Annotated in this window: 14 protein-coding genes; 6 read left to right on the top strand and 8 right to left on the bottom strand. The window is 68.1% G+C overall.

Translation table 11 applies throughout. From position 1 onward, the window contains the following. Positions 1 to 3 precede the first annotated feature (3 nt). Positions 4 to 1,542 carry an MFS transporter gene (locus AC5Y42_RS09215; RefSeq protein WP_499897504.1) on the top strand — a complete coding sequence of 513 codons (1,539 nt, stop codon included), beginning with the start codon at positions 4 to 6 and terminating at the stop codon, positions 1,540 to 1,542. On the opposite strand, the gene ribD is transcribed toward AC5Y42_RS09215, so the two are convergent. The 4 genes from ribD to fmt are packed head-to-tail and all read right to left on the bottom strand — an operon-like array spanning position 1,539 to position 5,557. Next, entirely contained in the window at positions 1,539 to 2,558 is a 1,020-nt protein-coding gene (gene ribD / locus AC5Y42_RS09210) for a bifunctional diaminohydroxyphosphoribosylaminopyrimidine deaminase/5-amino-6-(5-phosphoribosylamino)uracil reductase RibD (RefSeq protein WP_499897502.1), read from the bottom strand. The two genes, AC5Y42_RS09215 and ribD, sit on opposite strands and share 4 nt — an antisense overlap. Then, positions 2,555 to 3,232 (bottom strand): ribulose-phosphate 3-epimerase, encoded by a 678-nt coding sequence (rpe, locus tag AC5Y42_RS09205; protein ID WP_499897501.1) that lies wholly within the window; start codon positions 3,230 to 3,232, stop codon positions 2,555 to 2,557. Before rpe ends, ribD begins: the two co-directional genes overlap by 4 nt. 4 nt (positions 3,233 to 3,236) lie before the next feature. Then, positions 3,237 to 4,628, bottom strand: a complete 1,392-nt coding sequence (locus tag AC5Y42_RS09200; protein WP_499897499.1) for an RsmB/NOP family class I SAM-dependent RNA methyltransferase — start codon at positions 4,626 to 4,628, stop codon at positions 3,237 to 3,239. Next, entirely contained in the window at positions 4,625 to 5,557 is a 933-nt protein-coding gene (gene fmt, locus AC5Y42_RS09195) for a methionyl-tRNA formyltransferase (protein WP_499897498.1), read from the bottom strand. Before fmt ends, AC5Y42_RS09200 begins: the two co-directional genes overlap by 4 nt. Positions 5,558 to 5,612: 55 nt before the next feature. Between fmt and AC5Y42_RS09190 the strand changes: the two genes are divergently transcribed. Then, positions 5,613 to 6,593, top strand: coding sequence for an NAD(P)H-dependent flavin oxidoreductase (locus tag AC5Y42_RS09190; RefSeq protein ID WP_499897496.1), 981 nt, complete (start codon positions 5,613 to 5,615; stop codon positions 6,591 to 6,593). A 23-nt stretch (positions 6,594 to 6,616) separates the two neighbouring features. Here AC5Y42_RS09190 and AC5Y42_RS09185 read toward each other — a convergent pair whose 3' ends face one another. From AC5Y42_RS09185 to AC5Y42_RS09175, 3 genes are all read right to left on the bottom strand, one after another. Further along, positions 6,617 to 8,572, bottom strand: a complete 1,956-nt coding sequence (locus AC5Y42_RS09185; RefSeq protein ID WP_499897495.1) for an aconitate hydratase — start codon at positions 8,570 to 8,572, stop codon at positions 6,617 to 6,619. Positions 8,573 to 8,645: 73 nt separating this feature from the next. Beyond that, positions 8,646 to 10,661 carry a primosomal protein N' gene (locus AC5Y42_RS09180; RefSeq protein ID WP_499897493.1) on the bottom strand — a complete coding sequence of 672 codons (2,016 nt, stop codon included), beginning with the start codon at positions 10,659 to 10,661 and terminating at the stop codon, positions 8,646 to 8,648. 6 nt (positions 10,662 to 10,667) lie between these two features. Beyond that, complete coding sequence (locus AC5Y42_RS09175) at positions 10,668 to 11,390, bottom strand: lysoplasmalogenase (RefSeq protein WP_499897599.1); 723 nt, start codon at positions 11,388 to 11,390, stop codon at positions 10,668 to 10,670. Here AC5Y42_RS09175 and lipI point away from each other — a divergent pair. From lipI to AC5Y42_RS09155, 4 genes are all read left to right on the top strand, one after another. Beyond that, complete coding sequence (gene lipI, locus AC5Y42_RS09170) at positions 11,389 to 12,327, top strand: esterase LipI (protein ID WP_499897491.1); 939 nt, start codon at positions 11,389 to 11,391, stop codon at positions 12,325 to 12,327. The genes AC5Y42_RS09175 and lipI overlap by 2 nt on opposite strands. Continuing rightward, the gene (locus tag AC5Y42_RS09165; RefSeq protein WP_499897489.1) at positions 12,324 to 13,265 is read left to right on the top strand and encodes an alpha/beta hydrolase; all 942 of its coding nucleotides are present in this window, start codon (positions 12,324 to 12,326) and stop codon (positions 13,263 to 13,265) included. Before lipI ends, AC5Y42_RS09165 begins: the two co-directional genes overlap by 4 nt. Before the next feature lie 95 nt (positions 13,266 to 13,360). Next, positions 13,361 to 13,642 (top strand): hypothetical protein, encoded by a 282-nt coding sequence (locus AC5Y42_RS09160; RefSeq protein WP_499897487.1) that lies wholly within the window; start codon positions 13,361 to 13,363, stop codon positions 13,640 to 13,642. 94 nt (positions 13,643 to 13,736) lie between these two features. Then, complete coding sequence (locus AC5Y42_RS09155) at positions 13,737 to 15,224, top strand: flavin-containing monooxygenase (RefSeq protein WP_499897485.1); 1,488 nt, start codon at positions 13,737 to 13,739, stop codon at positions 15,222 to 15,224. A 67-nt stretch (positions 15,225 to 15,291) separates the two neighbouring features. Here the strand turns inward: AC5Y42_RS09155 and metK are convergent, their stop codons facing one another. Beyond that, positions 15,292 to 16,503, bottom strand: coding sequence for a methionine adenosyltransferase (gene metK, locus AC5Y42_RS09150; RefSeq protein WP_499897483.1), 1,212 nt, complete (start codon positions 16,501 to 16,503; stop codon positions 15,292 to 15,294). Positions 16,504 to 16,540: the final 37 nt, after the last annotated feature.

Here is a 16,540-nt window from a genome sequence, read left to right as displayed (position 1 = left end):
CCAATGCAGGCTGGACGCAGAGTCGCGATCAGCGCCGGCAGCCTCGCGGTGCTGCTCGGTGCCCTCGACACCTATGTCGTGGTCACGATCATGCGCGACATCATCATGACGATCGCCATCCCGGTTAACCAGCTGCAGCGGATCACCCCGATCATCACCTGCTATCTGCTGGGGTACATCGCGGCGATGCCGCTGCTGGGCCGGGCCTCCGACCGGTTCGGGCGCAAACTCATGCTGCAGGTCAGCTTGGCTGTGTTCGCCGTCGGCTCGGTGGTCACCGCGCTGTCCGGCGACCTGCACATGTTGGTGGTCGGTCGGATCATCCAGGGTCTGGCCGCCGGCGCGCTGCTGCCGGTGACGCTCGCCCTGGGCGCCGACTTGTGGTCGCAGCGCAACCGTGCCGGTGTGCTCGGCGGGATCGGCGCCGCGCAGGAGCTCGGCAGCGTGCTGGGTCCGCTGTACGGAATCTTCATCGTCTGGCTGACCACCCGCTGGCAGGACGTGTTCTGGATCAACGTGCCGCTGGCCGCCCTCGCGATGCTGATGATCCACTTCAGCTTGCCGTCGAAGGACCGCAGCACTGAGCCGGAGAAGATCGACCTGGTCGGTGGGGTGTTGCTGGCGATCGCTTTGGGTTTGGCGGTCGTCGGGCTCTATAACCCGAACCCCAACGGGCACGAGGTGCTGCCGAGCTACGGGCCGCCGTTGGTCATCGCCGCGATCGGCGCGGCCGTGGCGTTCGCAGTGTGGGAACGCTTTTCCCGGACCAGATTGATCGACCCCGCGGGTGTGCGCTTCCGGCCTTTCCTGGCCGCGCTGGGCGCATCGGTGGCCGCGGGCGCAGCGCTGATGGTGACGCTGGTCGACGTGGAGCTGTTCGCCCAGGGTGTGCTCGGCAAGGACCAGGACGAGGCGGCGCTCATGCTGCTGTGGTTCCTGGCCGCCCTGCCGATCGGCGCGCTGACGGGCGGGTGGATCGCCACCCGGATCGGCGACCGGTTGATGACATTCATCGGGCTGCTCATTGCGGCCGGCGGCTACTGGCTGACCTCGAAGTGGACGATCGATTTGTTGTCGCAGCGCCACGACATCCTGGGCTTGTTCAGCCTGCCCGCACTGGACACCGATCTGGTGATCGCCGGGCTGGGGCTGGGCCTGGTGATCGGACCGCTGACGTCGGGCAGCCTGCGGGTGGTGCCATCGGCGCAGCACGGCATCGCCTCGGCACTGGTGGTGGTGGCCCGAATGACCGGCATGCTGATCGGGGTGGCTGCGCTCAGCGCCTGGGGGTTCTACCGGTTCAACCAGATCATCGCAGCGAAGTCGGCTGCAGTTCCGGACAACGCCAGCCTGGCGGTTCGGCTGGCCCTGCAGGGCCAGCTCTACCGGGAATCGTTCGCCGAGATGTACGGCGGGATCTTCACCGTCACCGCCGTGGTCTGCTTGGCAGGCGCGCTACTGGGGTTGCTGCTGTCCAGCCGGCGGGTGCACGCCGAGGAGCCGGAGCAGCCCGAACGCGAAGCGGTCGCACCGAAGGTTTAGCGCGGCACCAGGCTTAGCACCAGATCGGGCCCGACCCGCTCGGTGCCGTCGAAGCGCCAGCGCAGCGCCCGCGCGATGCTGGGCACCCCGACGTCGTCGACCGCGGTGATCGGCCCGCCGAGCAGGATCGGCGCCACGTAGGCCAGGATGCGGTCGATCGCCCCGGCCCGCAGAAAGGCGCCGGCCAGCGTCGGCCCGCCCTCCAACAGCACGTCGGTGCGATCCGACAGTGCTTTGAGCACCTCGGCCGGGTCGCGGGTGCGGATCACCATGGTCCGCGAGTCGTCATTGAGAACCTGTGCTTCGGAAGGGATTTCGCGCTTTCCCACCACGACGCGCAGCGGTTGGCGATCGGCCAGGCTGCCGTCGGCGAGCCGCGCGGTCAATGCCGGGTCGTCGGCGAGCACCGTGCCGGTGCCTACCACGATCGCGTCGGCGGCTGCCCGGCGGCGATGCACGTCGGCCCGGGCCGCCTCGCTGGTGATCCACCGGCTGGAGCCGTCGGCGGCCGCGCTGCGCCCGTCGATGCTGGTGGCGTATTTCCATGTCACATGAGGCAGCCCGGTTCGTTGCTTGTGCAGCCACTCCCGCAGCGGGCCGGCGATCACCAGATTGGCCTGCACATCGGTGACGACGTGCACGCCGGCGGCTGCCAACCGGGCCGCACCGCCGGCCGCGATCGGATTCGGGTCCGCAACCGCATACACCACCGACGCGATACCGGCATCGAGCAGTGCGTCGACGCAGGGCGGCGTTTTCCCGTGGTGGTTGCACGGCTCCAGCGTGACCACCGCGGTACCGCCCGCAGCCAGACTGCCGGCCCGCCGCAGCGCGACTACCTCGGCATGCGCGCTGCCGGTCGGTCCGGTGCCGCCCACCCCGACCACCCGGCCCTGCCGGTCCAGGATGACCGCGCCGACCGGCGGATTCGGATAGGTTGCGCCCTTGACCAGGTCCGCATGCTCGACCGCCAGGCGCATGGCGGCGTCGTGGTCGATGGCCGCCGCAGTATTCATCGGCGCAGATGCGGGGACGCGGCGCCGGCCCGTCGTCGCAGCGCCTCGACCGCCTCGCCCGGGTCGTCGGCGCTATAGACGGCCGATCCGGCGACAAAGCAGTCGACACCGGCCTCGGCGGCCTGCTCGATGGTGTCGGCGTTGATGCCACCGTCGATCTCCACCACGATGGTCAGTTCGCCGGAGTCGACCATTTTGCGCACCGTGCGCACCTTGCTCAAAACCTCGGGGATGAACTCCTGGCCACCGAAGCCGGGCTCAACCGACATCACCAGAAACGTGTCGAAATCTTTGAGGATGTCCAGATAGGGCTCCAGCGGCGTGCCGGGTTTGATGCTCAGCCCAGCCTTGGCGCCGGCGGCCCGGATGTCGCGGGCCACGCCGACGGGGTTGTCGGTGGCCTCCGCGTGGAAGGTGACGTTGTAGGCGCCGGCTTCGGCGTAGGGCGGCGCCCACCGGTCCGGGTTCTCGATCATCAGATGGCAATCCATCGGGATATCGCTGGCCTGCAGAAGGCTTTCCACCACCGGCAGACCGATGGTCAGGTTCGGCACAAAGTGGTTGTCCATCACGTCGACATGCAGCCAGTCGGCGCCGTCGACGACAGCGGCCTCGTCCGCCAGCCGGGCGAAGTCGGCGGCCAGGATCGACGGTGCTATCAGGGGCCGTGCCATGGGGTTAGCGTACTTGGAGCGCGGCGGCGAACATGGCGTCGGTGCCGTGCCGGTGCGGCCACAGCTGAACATAGGGGCCCTCCCCCAGATCGGCGACCGGCTCGAACAGCGGCCTAGTGTCCAGCGCGCGCACCGGGTGGCGGCGCAGCGCGTCGGCGACGACACCGACGGTTTCGGACAGATGCGGAGAACAGGTGGCATACAGCACCACCCCGCCGGGCCGGGTCAGTGCGATTGCCGCCGTGAGCAATTCACGTTGCAGCCGCGTCAGCGCCGGAATGTCACTGGGCTGACGCCGCCAGCGGGCTTCGGGCCGACGCCGCAGCGCGCCCAGCCCGGTGCACGGCACGTCGACCAGCACCCGATCAAAGCCCGGGTCCAGGCCGGTTTCGCGCCCGTCGGCGCGCAGCACGTCGACCGGTAGACCGCGGGTATTGGCCGCTACCAGGTCCGCGCGGTGCGGTGTCGGCTCAACCGCAGTAACCCGCGCTTCGCGGCCGGCGCCCAGAGCGGCCAGCAGCGCGGTCTTGCCGCCAGGCCCGGCGCACAGGTCCAACCAATGGCCCGCGTCGTCGGCCACCGGTGCCAGCGTCAACGCGCGGGCCACCAACTGGCTGCCTTCGTCTTGGACCAGCGCTTGGCCGTCGCGCACCGCGGGTAGCTCCCCCGGGTCGCCGGCCGGCAGGTAGACCGCATACGGCGAATACCGGCCGACGGTGCCGCCCACCGCATCGGCCAACTCGGTGGCGGTCAAGGTCCCGGGCCGCGCCGCCAGATGCACCTGCGGGCGCTCGTCGTCGCTGGCCAACACGGCGTCGAGTTCGCCCGCAGCGGCGCCCAATGCGTCGGCGAAAGCCTGGGCGATCCAGCGTGGGTGGGCATGGACGAAGGCGGCATGCCCGACGGGATCGGCCGCCCGGTCGGGCGCCAGCTCGTCTACCCAGGACCGCTCGTCGCGGGCGCTGACGGTTCTCAGTACACCGTTGACGAATCCTGCACGCGCCGAATCGAATTCGATCGCCGCCTGCTCGACGGTGGTGGACACCGCGGCGTGCGCTTCGACTCTGGTGCGCAGTAACTGATATGTGCCGAGCCGCAGCAGATCGAGGAGCACCGGATCGATCGCGTCGGGTGACCGTCCGGCGGCCGCGCCGATGACTGCGTCGAGCAGACCGCGGGTGCGGCTGGTGCCGTAGGTGAGTTCGGTGGCGAAAGCGGCGTCACGCCCGGTGATCTGACGTTCACGCAGCAGCGCGGGCAACGCCAGGTTGGGGTAGGCGTCGCGCTCACTGACGGCTCGCAGCACGTCGAACGCGGCCCGGCGGGCGGGGTCCAGCGACCGGCGCCGGGGCGGCCGTCGGGCTGGTTGGCTGCGGCGCGGCGTGCCCGGCGTCATGAGGCGCGCGCCGCGGAGTCCAGCCGGGCGCCGCGAGCCCAATCCACGGCCTTCATGAACTTCTTTCCCGGCGGCTGGATTTCACCGAGCTGCACCGGCTGCGAGCCGGTGCCGACCTGCACCACGTGACGACCGACCTGAATTTGGCCGGGCCGCAGTGCATCTGGCGTCTCGGTGTCGACGCGGACCGGTCCGAGCTTGACCCGCACGTCACCAATCAACGTCCAAGCGCCGGGATGGGGCGTGACGGCGCGGATGCGACGTTCGACGACCTGGGCCGGCAGATCCCAGCGCACCCGGGCTTCGTCGACGGTGATCTTTGGTGCGACGCTGACCCCGTCGCCCGACTGCGGCACCGGTGTCAGCGCCCCGTCGGCGATGCCGTCCAGCGTCGTCTCCAGCAGAGCGGCTCCCGAAACGGCCAGCCGGTCAAGCAGATCTCCGGCGGTGTCGCCCGGCCGGATCGTCTCGGTGACGACGCCGTAGACCGGTCCGGAATCCAGACTCGGCTCGATTTGAAAGGTGGTCGCGCCGGTGATCGGGTCCCCCGCCGCCACGGCGGCCTGCACCGGCGCTGCGCCGCGCCAGGCAGGCAGCAGCGAAAAATGCAGATTGACCCAGCCGTATGGGGGCACCGTCAGCAACTCGTCGCGCAGCAGCGCGCCGTAGGCCACTACCGGGCAGCAGTCCGGCGCTAATTGGGCCAGCTCAGCGACGAACTCGGGGCTGTTCGGCCGCGTCGGCCGCAGCACCGGAATGTTGCGGTCGAACGCCAGCCGGGCCACCGGTGACGGCTGCAGATGCCCACGCCGGCCCGACGCGGCATCGGGCCGGGTGAGCACCGCGACAACCTCGTGGCGCGGGGAGTCGATGAGCCGGCACAGTGCGGGCAACGCAGGTTCCGGGGTCCCGGCGAAAACGAGGCGCACCGGAATAGTTTATGGATACCGCGAGCCAGGAGAACGCTGCATAGGGAGGTTGCTGGTGGCACTGTCGACAACGTTGACTCGGCTATTCGGGATCGACCATCCGATTGTGTCGGCGCCCATGGACGCCGTCGCCGGCGGTGAGTTGGCGGCCGCGGTGAGCGCAGCCGGTGGTCTCGGGCTGATCGGCGGTGGCTACGGTGACGCCGAATGGCTGACCCACCAATTCGACATTGCCGCCGACACCACAGTGGGGTGCGGGTTCATCACGTGGTCTTTGGCGCGCCAACCGCACCTGCTCGAGCTCGCGCTCGAACGCAAACCGGTCGCGGTGATGCTGTCTTTCGGCGATCCGGCCGGCTTCGCGGAGACCATCAAATCCACCGGAGCGCGACTGATCTGCCAAATCCAGAACCGTGTCCACGCTGAGCGGGCGCTACAGGTCGGTGCTGATGTCCTGGTGGCTCAAGGCAGCGAGGCAGGCGGGCACGGCTACGGGCCGCGCTCCACGATGACGCTGGTGCCCGAGATCGTCGACCTCGTCGCTACGCGCAACTCCGCCACGCCGGTACTGGCCGCCGGCGGAATCGCCGATGGACGTGGCCTGGCAGCGGCACTGATGCTGGGCGCGGCGGGGGTACTGGTCGGCACGCGTTTCTACGCTACGACGGAAGCACTGTCCACACCCGAAGCGTGCGACCTGGTCACGGCTGCCATCGGTGATGACGCCTCTCGCACCACCATCTATGACCAGATTCGGCGGTACCGATGGCCAGCCGGCCACAACATGGGCGTGCTGCGCAACGAACTGTTGGATCGATGGAATGGCCAGGAATCCGAATTGGCGCACCAGCTTGACAACACCATCGCCGAATACCGACGCGCCGTCACCGCGTGCGACTACACCATCGCCAATGTCACTGTCGGACAGGCAGTGGGACTGGTCAACGCAGTTACCTCCGCCGCGGACGTGATTATCAGCATGACCGCGCAGGCGGCAGCGGCTCTCTCCGGACGACGGGACGATCTTATGGGCTAGACAGCCCGCGGGAGCAGTCGAAGCTATTGTTCTTCTTCCGCCAACCGTGGAATCAGGCCACCCGCCAACACATCCTTGACCTGCCGCGGCGAAAGTCGATGGCGCACAGTGAAAGACTTGTCCTTGGTGACGTTGTCAACCTGTATGGTGTCGCCGTCGGCCAGGGCATCGCGGACATCCCGGATGCGCAAGGTGTCGTCCTGATCGATCGTGTCGTAGTCGTCGGCGTCGTCGAACTCGAGTGCCAGAACGCCGTAGTTGGCAAGGTTCTGCCAATGGATGCGCGCGAACGACTTCGCGATGACCGCCCGCAAACCCAGGTAGCGCGGGGCGATCGCGGCGTGCTCCCGGGAGGAGCCCTGACCGTAATTCTCGCCGCCGACAACGATATGACCGTCCTCCTCGGTCTCCTGGGCTCGCTCTGGATAGGACTCATCGATCTGGGTGAAACTGAACATCGCCAGTTTGGGGATATTGGAGCGGAACGGCAGCGCCCGCGCACCAGCCGGCGAGATTTCGTCGGTGGAGATGTTGTCCTCGACTTTGAGCAGTACCGGAGCCTCGATTTCGTCGGGCAGCGACGAAAGCTCCGGAAGGCTGGAAATATTGGGCCCTTTCACCGGTTCGACCTTTTTGGCTTCGTCCTCTGGCAACGGCTCCACCAACATCGCGGTGTTGACTGAGCTCTGCCCGGGCAGGTCGAGCTTGGGGTAGTCCATTTTCACGTCGCGCGCCCAGTCCCGCGGGTCGGTGATGACGCCGGTCAATGCGGACGCGGCGGCAGTCTCCGGCGAGCACAACCAGACCGAATCCTCTTTCGTCCCGGACCGGCCGGGGAAATTGCGTGGCATCGTGCGCAGCGAGTTACGGCCGACGGCCGGCGCTTGGCCCATGCCGATGCAGCCCATGCATCCGCTCTGATGGATACGCGCCCCGCCGATCACCAGCTCGGCCGTCGCGCCCATTTTGGTCAGATCGGCCAGGATCTGCCGCGATGTCGGATTGACGTCGAAGCTGACTTGCGGCGCCGTTTGGCGTCCGGCCACCATCGCGGCCGCGATCGCGAAATCGCGCAGACCGGGGTTGGCGCTCGAGCCGATGACCACCTGGGCGATCTCCTCACCGGCGACCTCGCGTACCGGCACCACGTTGCCCGGTGACGATGGTTTGGCGATCAGCGGTTCGATCTCGGACAAATCGATGCTGTCCTCGACGTCGTAGCCGGCGTCGTCGTCGGCGAGCAGCTCTACCCAATCGTCCTCGCGCTCCTCTGCGCGCAAGAACTCGCGGACGGCGTCGTCACTCGGGAAAACTGTTGTGGTGGCGCCGAGTTCGGCACCCATGTTGGCGATTACGTGACGGTCCATGGCCGTCAGGCTGGCCAGCCCCGGCCCGTAATACTCGATGATCCGGTTCACCCCGCCCTTGACGTCATGTCGGCGCAGCATCTCCAAGATGACGTCTTTGGCCGAACACCATTCCGGCAGTTCGCCTTCCAGCCGGATGCCCCACACTTCCGGCATGCGGATGTGCAGCGGTCTCCCGGTGATCGCCAGCGCGACCTCCAGGCCGCCCACCCCGATCGCCAGCATGCCCAGCGAACCGGCGGCCGGCGTGTGTGAATCCGAACCCACCATCGTCTTGCCCGGAATCCCGAATCGCTGCATATGTGTTGGATGCGAGACCCCGTTACCGGGCTTGGAGAACCACAGCCCGAACCGCTGCGCGGCGGTACGCAGATATTCGTGATCTTCGGCGTTCTTCTCGTCGGTTTGCAGCAGGTTGTGGTCGACGTACTGGACACTGACCTCGGTACGTGCGCGGTCAAGTTCCAGTGCCTCGAGTTCCTGCATCACCAGCGTGCCGGTGGCATCCTGTGTCAACGTCTGGTCGATATGAATGGCGATCTCTTCGCCGGGGGACATCTCACCCGATTCGAGGTGCGAGTCGATCAACTTCTGCGTGACATTCAGTGACATACCGGCTCCTTATCTGGTGGCGATACTCGCACGTGCCCGCATAGCGAGTACCCAGTTGAGCCGGTGAATCCGCCTAACCGATGTGCAACGGGTCGACCTGCACGCGCACCGGCTCGTGGTCTTGTCGGGCGCTGAGCATCGCGACGGCGCGGCGCAGCGCCGCTGCCAGCGCCAAACCCTGCTCACGGGGCACCCGCACCAGCATCCGGGCCACCGGCAGGTCCGCGGCGGTGCCCGCCGGGCGGCGCGCGCCCGGCGGCAGATCCACCGGGCCAAGCAGCTCGGCGCCGCCCGGCAGTTGAGTGTGGTCCAACAGCGCAGCGACCGCGGCGGTGCTGCCGTCGAGCGCGGCGATGTGCACACTCGGCGGCAGGCCAACCTCGGCGCGGGCGGCCGACTCGGCTTCTGCGTGCCCGACCGGATCCCACCGGATCAGCGACTGCACGGTCGGGATCGCCGATTCGGCGACAACCGCCACTACCCCGCCGTCGCCGCGGGCACGCACCAGCGCCGCGGCGGCCAGCCAGCGCCGCAGGGTGTCTTCGGCCGCGCGCAGATCCTGCCGCGCCAGCAGCGCCCAGCTGTCCAGTAACAGCGCCGCACCGTAGCCGCCGGCTGCCCGCGGTTCGGCCCCCGGGGTGGCGACCACCAGGGCCGCGCGGTCGGCGACGTCCGACACCACCGCCTCACCACCGGACGTGATCACCGTTGTCTGAGGAAATGCCCGGCCAAGTTCCTCCGCGGTGCGCCGAGCGCCGACGACCACCGCACGCACCGCGGTCGAGCCGCAGCGCGGGCACCGCAGTGCGGCATCGGCGCGTCCGCACCAGCGGCAAACCGCCGTACCGGTATCGGGCAGCGACAGTGGGCCCGTGCAGTGTCGGCATCGTGCGATCGCGCGGCAACGTCCGCAGGCCAGCGATGGCACATAACCTCGGCGGGGTACCTGGACCAGCACCGGCGCGTCGGCGTCCAACGCAGATCGCGCGGCCCGCAAGGCAACCGAGGGCAGCCGCGCGCTGCGGGCCGCCGAGTCGCGTTCGTCGGCGTATCCGCCGTCCTCGAGTGCGACCACCCGCGGGGTGCGAACCCGCACTGCCGGGCGGGCCGCGACGATGTCGTGGGCCCATCCGCTGCGCACCAGCGCGTGGGCTTCGGCGGTACGGGCGTAGCCCCCGATCAGCGCCGCGCAGCGCGTCTGATGGGCACGCAGCATCGCCACCTCGCGCGCGTGCGGATACGGGGACCTCGGCTCGGCCAGCGTGTCGTCGCCGTCGTCCCAGATCATGATCAGACCCAGGTCGGTCAGCGGGGCGAACACCGCGCTGCGGGTGCCGATGACCAGTCGCGCGCTGCCGCGCAGCGCCGCCAGCCAGCGCCGATAGCGCGCGGCGGGTCCCAGTCCGGCCGACAACGCCACGATGCCGGCCGCGTCGAGCAGCGCGATCGCCGCCTGCCACAGTTCGTCCACGTCGCGCTGATCGGGCACCACCGCCAACACTCCCCGCCCGGCTTGCACCGTCTGCGCGGCCGCCTCGGCGAACCGGTCCGTCCAGCGCTCACCGGGCAACGCCTGCCAGACCGCGCGCGCGGCCCGCGACTCGGCCAGCGCAGCCAAAAACTGGCCGCCGCGAGCGTAGACCTGCCAACCGGCCGGATCGACCGGCTTGACCACGGGTTGGCTTGGTGGCGTTGCGGTTTCGCGTTCTACCCGGGCATGTCGAGCCGGTATTGCCAGCCGAAGCACGTCGGCGCGGGTGCCGGCGTAGCGTGCCGCGACTGCGTCGACGAGTCGACGGGTCTCCCCGGTGAGCACCACTTCGGGCGAGACGACACGGTCCAGCCACGCCAGCTTGCCGACGTGATCGGTGTCGGTGCGGCGTTCCAGGACGAATCCGTCGACCAGTCGGCCGTGGAATCGCACCCGCACCCGCACCCCGGGGTGCGCGTTGTCGGACTGGTCCGCTGCTACCAGATAGTCAAATTCGCGGTCCAGATGCGGCACCGTGAGCAGCGGCAGCACCCGGGCGATGGGTTCATGCTCCGCGGGCTGCCGCTTCCCGCGAGCGTGCGTGTCCCCGACCGACACGCCGCGCTAATCCCCGGGTTCTCGCGCGCTCGCGGGAGGCCGGCCGAAGAAGAATCCCGCCGTAATCAGGATCTGCGCTGCCGCATAGGCCCACCAGACCGGCACCGCCAACGCTTCATTACCCAGGACGAACCGGCCGATACCGATCATCGCGTCCGATGCCGCGAAGCACACCGCGCCCACTGCGGTCCAGGCCGTGGGCAGTCGCGCCAGCAGCGCAGCACAGACCATGGCGCCCAGCACCACGATGTAGACGATCACCGGCACCGTGAGGTTTTCGCGCGTCAGCCCCGGCCAGAACCACACCAGCAGCGCCAGACACGCTACGCACGTCGCCACGACCGCCAGCAGACGCGGCAAGGATCGGGACGCCAGCGGGACCAGCGCCCCCAGAAAACACAGGTGCGCCAGCAGGAACGACGCCAGCCCCAACACGAACGACATCGTCCACCACGGGATGGCCAACAACACATCGCCGATCGCCGAGAACGCCAGCGCCGGCATCAGCCAGCGCCGCTCGCGGACAATCGGATGCGCAACCGCCGCGCCGACCAGTAGCAGCGCCATCGAGGCTTTGAATATCGGCTGGCCGGTGAACCGCCCGGTCAGTTCGGCGCCCGGCAGCGAACGTAATGCCGTCACGGTCAGAAATAACCCGTAACCGAGCCCTGCCCAGCCGGCGAGCACCCAGGCGCCGCTGACCATGCGCGGTGCGTACGGTGTCTGCATGTCCGACGACACCGGTTCCGCTATCGACCCCATTCTGCTGAAGGTACTGGATAAGGTGCCGTTCCGGTTATCGCTCGACGACGGGCTCGAGGCGGCCCGGAAACGGCTGCGGGACCTGCCGCGGCGTTCGGTGCACCCGGACCTGCGAGTCGACAACCGCACGATCAACGGTCCGGATGGACCCATCGACATCAGAATCTATTGGCCCCCAACAGATGCCGTGTTGCCGGTGGTGGTGTACTTCCACGGCGGCGGCTTCGTCGTCGGCGACCTCGACACTCACGACGGCACCTGCCGACAGCACGCCGTCGGCGCCGACGCGGTGGTGGTATCGGTGGACTACCGGCTGGCACCCGAGCATCCCTATCCCGCGGCCATTGACGACGCCTGGGCCGCAACGCAATGGGTCGCCGAGCACGGCGACGAGATCGAAGCCGACGTCACCCGGTTGGCAGTGGCCGGAGACTCGGCCGGCGGCACCATCGCCGCGGTGGTTGCACAGCGCGCTCGCGACGATGGCGGCCCGCCGATCGCCTTCCAGTTGTTGTGGTACCCGTCCACGCTATGGGATTCGTCGCTGCCGTCGTTCACCGAAAACGCCGCGGCGCCGGTCCTGGGCCGCGACGCCGTCGCCACGTTTTCCCGTTGGTACGCAGGCGAAGTCGACTTACGCGAGCCGCCGACGGGGATGGCACCGGGACGGGCGAAGAACCTGGCGAACTTGGCACCGGCGTACATTGCGGTCGCCGGACATGATCCGCTGCGCGACGACGGGCTGCGCTACGGCGAGCTGCTCCACGCCGCCGGTGTCTCCGTCGAGGTGCATAACGCCGTGACGCTGGTGCACGGCTACGTCGGCTACGCCGGTGTGGTGCCCGCTGCCACCGAGGCCACGGACCGCGGATTGGCGACGCTGCGGAAAGCGCTCCACCGATGATCGCCCGGCCCGAGATCGACCCTGCTCTAAAAACGTTGTTGGACGCGGTATCGCTGACGTTCACCGCCGCCGACGGGGTGGAGGTCGCGCGGGCAAAGCTGCGCCAATTGCACGCGCCGCCAGAGATGTTGCCGCAGTTGCGGATCGAGGAACGCACCATCGGGGCGGGTGTCCCGGTGCGCATCTACTGGCCGCCGGCCGCCGAGCACAGCGAGCTGCCCGTCGTCGTCTTCTACCATGGCGGCGGATGGTCGATCGGCGACCTGAACACCCACGACCCGGTTGCCCGCGTGCATGCCCTGGGCGCTGAGGCCATCGTGGTCTCGGTCGACTACCGGCTCGCGCCCGAGCACCCGTTCCCGGCCGGGGTCGACGACTGCTGGGCCGCATTGCAGTGGGTCGGCGAGCATGCCGGCGAGCTGGGCGGTGACCCGAAGCGGATCGCCGTGGCCGGCGATTCCGCCGGCGGCAACCTGTCGGCGGTGATGGCGCAGCTGGCCCGCGACCACGGCGGGCCGGCGCTGGCATTTCAGCTGCTGTGGTATCCGTCGCTCATTGGCGACCTGTCGCTGCCGTCATTCACCGAAAATGCCGATGCGCCGATCCTGGACCGCGACGTCATGGACGCCTTCCTGCAGTGGTATGTGCCCGACGTCGACATCAGCGACCCGACTGGGTTGCCGGCCATGCTGGCGCCGGCCAATGCCGCCGATTTCTCCGGTCTGGCGCCGGCCTATATCAGCACCGCCGGACACGATCCGCTGCGCGACGACGGCGCCCGCTACGCAGAATTGCTCACCGCCGCCGGCGTGCCGACCGAGCTGAGCAACGAGCCGACGCTGGTGCACGGCTTCGTCAGCTTCGCGCTGTTGGTCCCCGCCGCGGCTGAGGCGACCAACCGTGGAGTGGCCGCGCTGAAGAAGGCGCTGCACGGGTAGCGCGTCACCGTTCCTGGCCTGGACCGATGCGAGCGCCCCTATCCACCACTACAGTGGGCGCTTCCGTTGACCGAACGTCGAACAGGAGCCGATTCATGCTGGTGCTGACGCCCGCGGCCGCCGAGGTCGTCAAAGCCGTGACCACCGCACCAAATGCCCCAGTGGAGGCCGGGCTGCGGATTGCGTCGACCGCGGATGAACAGAACGCCTTGCAGCTCAGCGCGACAGAGGGGCCAGGTGACGGTGACCAGGTCGTGGAGGGCGAGGGCGCCCGGGTCTTCCTGGAACCGCGAGTCGCCGAGTTTTTGGACGACAAGGTGCTGGACGCACGAGTGGACGATGAGGGCGCCCACTTCGTGTTACTTGACAAAGCCTGAGTTGATCCCGCAGGTCCGTAACGGGCCGGCGGCATAGCTCATAGAGTTGCTGCATGATCACGGCATGGGGCGCGCATCGGTGGGGGCGGCGCGCATGACGAGTACGCAGCCCGACTACCACGCCCTTGTCGTCGGCGCCGGGTTCTCCGGCATCGGCGCCGCCATCAAACTCGACGAGGCCGGACTCGGTGACTACCTGGTGATCGAAGCCGGCGACGGTGTCGGCGGCACCTGGCACTGGAACACGTATCCCGGTATCGCCGTGGATATTCCGTCGTTTTCCTACCAGTTCTCGTTCGAGCAGCGGCCCGACTGGTCGCGAACCTATGCACCGGGCAACGAGCTGAAGGCCTACGCCGAACACTGCGCCGACAAATACCGCATTCGTCCCAAGATCCGGTTCAACACCAAGGTCTTGTCCGCGGAGTTCGACGACGAGCAGGCGCTGTGGCAGGTGCACACCGATCCCGGCGGGGTGGTCACCGCGCGGTTTCTGATCAACGCCAGCGGTGTGCTCACCGTGCCGAAGTTGCCTGACATCGATGGCGTCGACTCCTTCGACGGCATCACGATGCATACCGCGCGCTGGGATCACCAGCAGGACCTGAGCGGTAAGCGGGTCGGCATCATCGGCACCGGCGCTTCAGCCGTTCAGGTGGTTCCGGAGATCGCGCCAATCGTCAAGCAGCTCACCGTTTTTCAGCGCACACCTATTTGGTGTTTTCCGAAGTTCGACGTGCCGCTGCCCAAGCCGGTGCGCTGGGCGATGCGGATCCCCGGCGGCAAAGCGGTTCAGCGCTGGGCCAGCCAAGCCTATGTCGAGGCGACCTTCCCGATCCCGGCACAGTACTTCACGGTGTTCCCGATGGCCCGGTGGATGGAACGAGCCGGGCGCACCTACCTGCGCCAACAGGTCGAGGATCCGGAGGTGCGTGAACAGCTCACACCCGGTTATGCCGTGGGCTGCAAGCGGCCCGGCTTCCACAACAGCTATCTGTCCACGTTCAACCGCGACAACGTCCGGCTGGTGACCGAGCCGATCGACAAGATCACGCCGTCGGCGGTGGCCACCACGGGTGGCGACAGCCACGAGATCGACGTGCTGGTGCTGGCGACCGGCTTCAAGGTGATGGACACCGACAGCGTGCCGACGTTCGCGGTCAGCGGCAGCGGCGGGCGCTCGCTGAGCCAGTTTTGGGACGAGCACCGGTTGCAGGCTTACGAAGGGGTCAGCATTCCCGGGTTCCCGAATCTGTTCAGCGTGTTCGGCCCCTACGGCTATGTCGGGTCATCGTATTTCGCGCTGATCGAAGCGCAGACCCACCACATCGTGCGGTGTCTGAAGCGGGCCGGTCGCGATGACGCGACCCGCGTCGAAGTCACCGAGCAGGCCAACGACCGGTACTTCGCCGAGATGATGCGCCGTCGGCACCGCCAGGTGTTCTGGCAGGAGAGTTGCCGGTCGGCCAACAGCTACTACTTCGACAAGAACGGCGATGTGCCGCTGCGGCCCACTACTACCGTCGAGGCCTATTGGCGCAGCCGTCGTTTCGATCTCGACGACTACAGCTTCACGGCTTAGGAGCGCGAGCAGACAGAGAATCGCACTGCGCGGGCGTTTCGCATGCGATTCTGCGTCTGCTCGCCCGCTAGATGGCTGATTTCAGCGCGTCGACCATGTTGAGCTGCTCCCAGGGCAGCTCGACGTCGGTGCGGCCGAAGTGGCCGTAGGCGGCGGTCTGCGCGTAGATCGGCCGCAGCAGGTCGAGGTCGCGGATGATTGCGCCGGGCCGCAGGTCGAACACCTCGCCGATGGCCTTCTCGATCTTGATCGGGTCGACGGTCTCGGTGCCGAACGTCTCGACGAACAATCCCACCGGAGCGGCCTTGCCGATGGCGTAGGCGACCTGCACCTCCACCCGCTCGGCCAGCCCTGCGGCCACGACGTTTTTGGCCACCCAGCGCATCGCGTAGGCCGCCGAGCGGTCCACCTTCGACGGATCCTTGCCGGAGAACGCGCCGCCGCCGTGGCGGGCCCAGCCGCCATAGGTGTCGACGATGATCTTGCGGCCGGTCAGCCCGGCGTCGCCCATCGGCCCGCCGAGGACGAACTTGCCGGTCGGGTTGACCAGCAGCCGGCAGTCGGAGGTGTCCATGGTGTCGTGCGCAAGGTCGGACAGGACCGTGTTGACGACCTTCTCGCGAATGTCCGGAGTCAGCGTTCCTTCCAGGTCGATGCCGTCGGCATGCTGGGTGGACAGCACCACCGTGTCCAGCCGCACCGGGATGGCGCCGTCGTACTGGACGGTGACCTGGGTTTTACCGTCTGGCCGCAGGTAGTCCAGCACGCCGTTCTTGCGAACCTCGGTGAGCCGGCGCGACAGCCGGTGCGCCAGCGCGATCGGCAGCGGCATGTACTCGGGGGTGTCTTTGATCGCATAGCCGAACATCAGGCCCTGATCCCCGGCGCCCTGCGCGTCCAGCGGGTCACCCGCGCCCTCGACGCGGGTCTCATGGGCGGTGTCGACGCCTTGGGCGATGTCGGGCGACTGGGCGCCGATGCCGATGTTGACACCGCAGGTGGTCCCGTCGAAGCCCTTGTCCGATGAGTCGTAACCGATGTCGAGGATGCGACTGCGGACGGTGTTGGTGATGTCGGCGAACGCTTCCTTCGCGGTCGTCGTCACCTCCCCGACCACATGAACCTGGCCGGTGGTGACCAGCGTCTCGACCGCCACCCGCGACCTCGGGTCGTCGGCCAGCAGCGCGTCGAGCACCGAGTCGCTGATCGCGTCACAGATCTTGTCGGGATGGCCCTCGGTTACCGACTCACTGGTGAACAGCCGACCCTTTTCGCTCACACCCAGATCCTTCCCATTCTCGACAAAATGTTAGTTA

This window comes from Mycobacterium sp. NGS48, from assembly GCF_059812585.1.
This window is presented reverse-complemented; position numbering and strand designations above follow the sequence as displayed.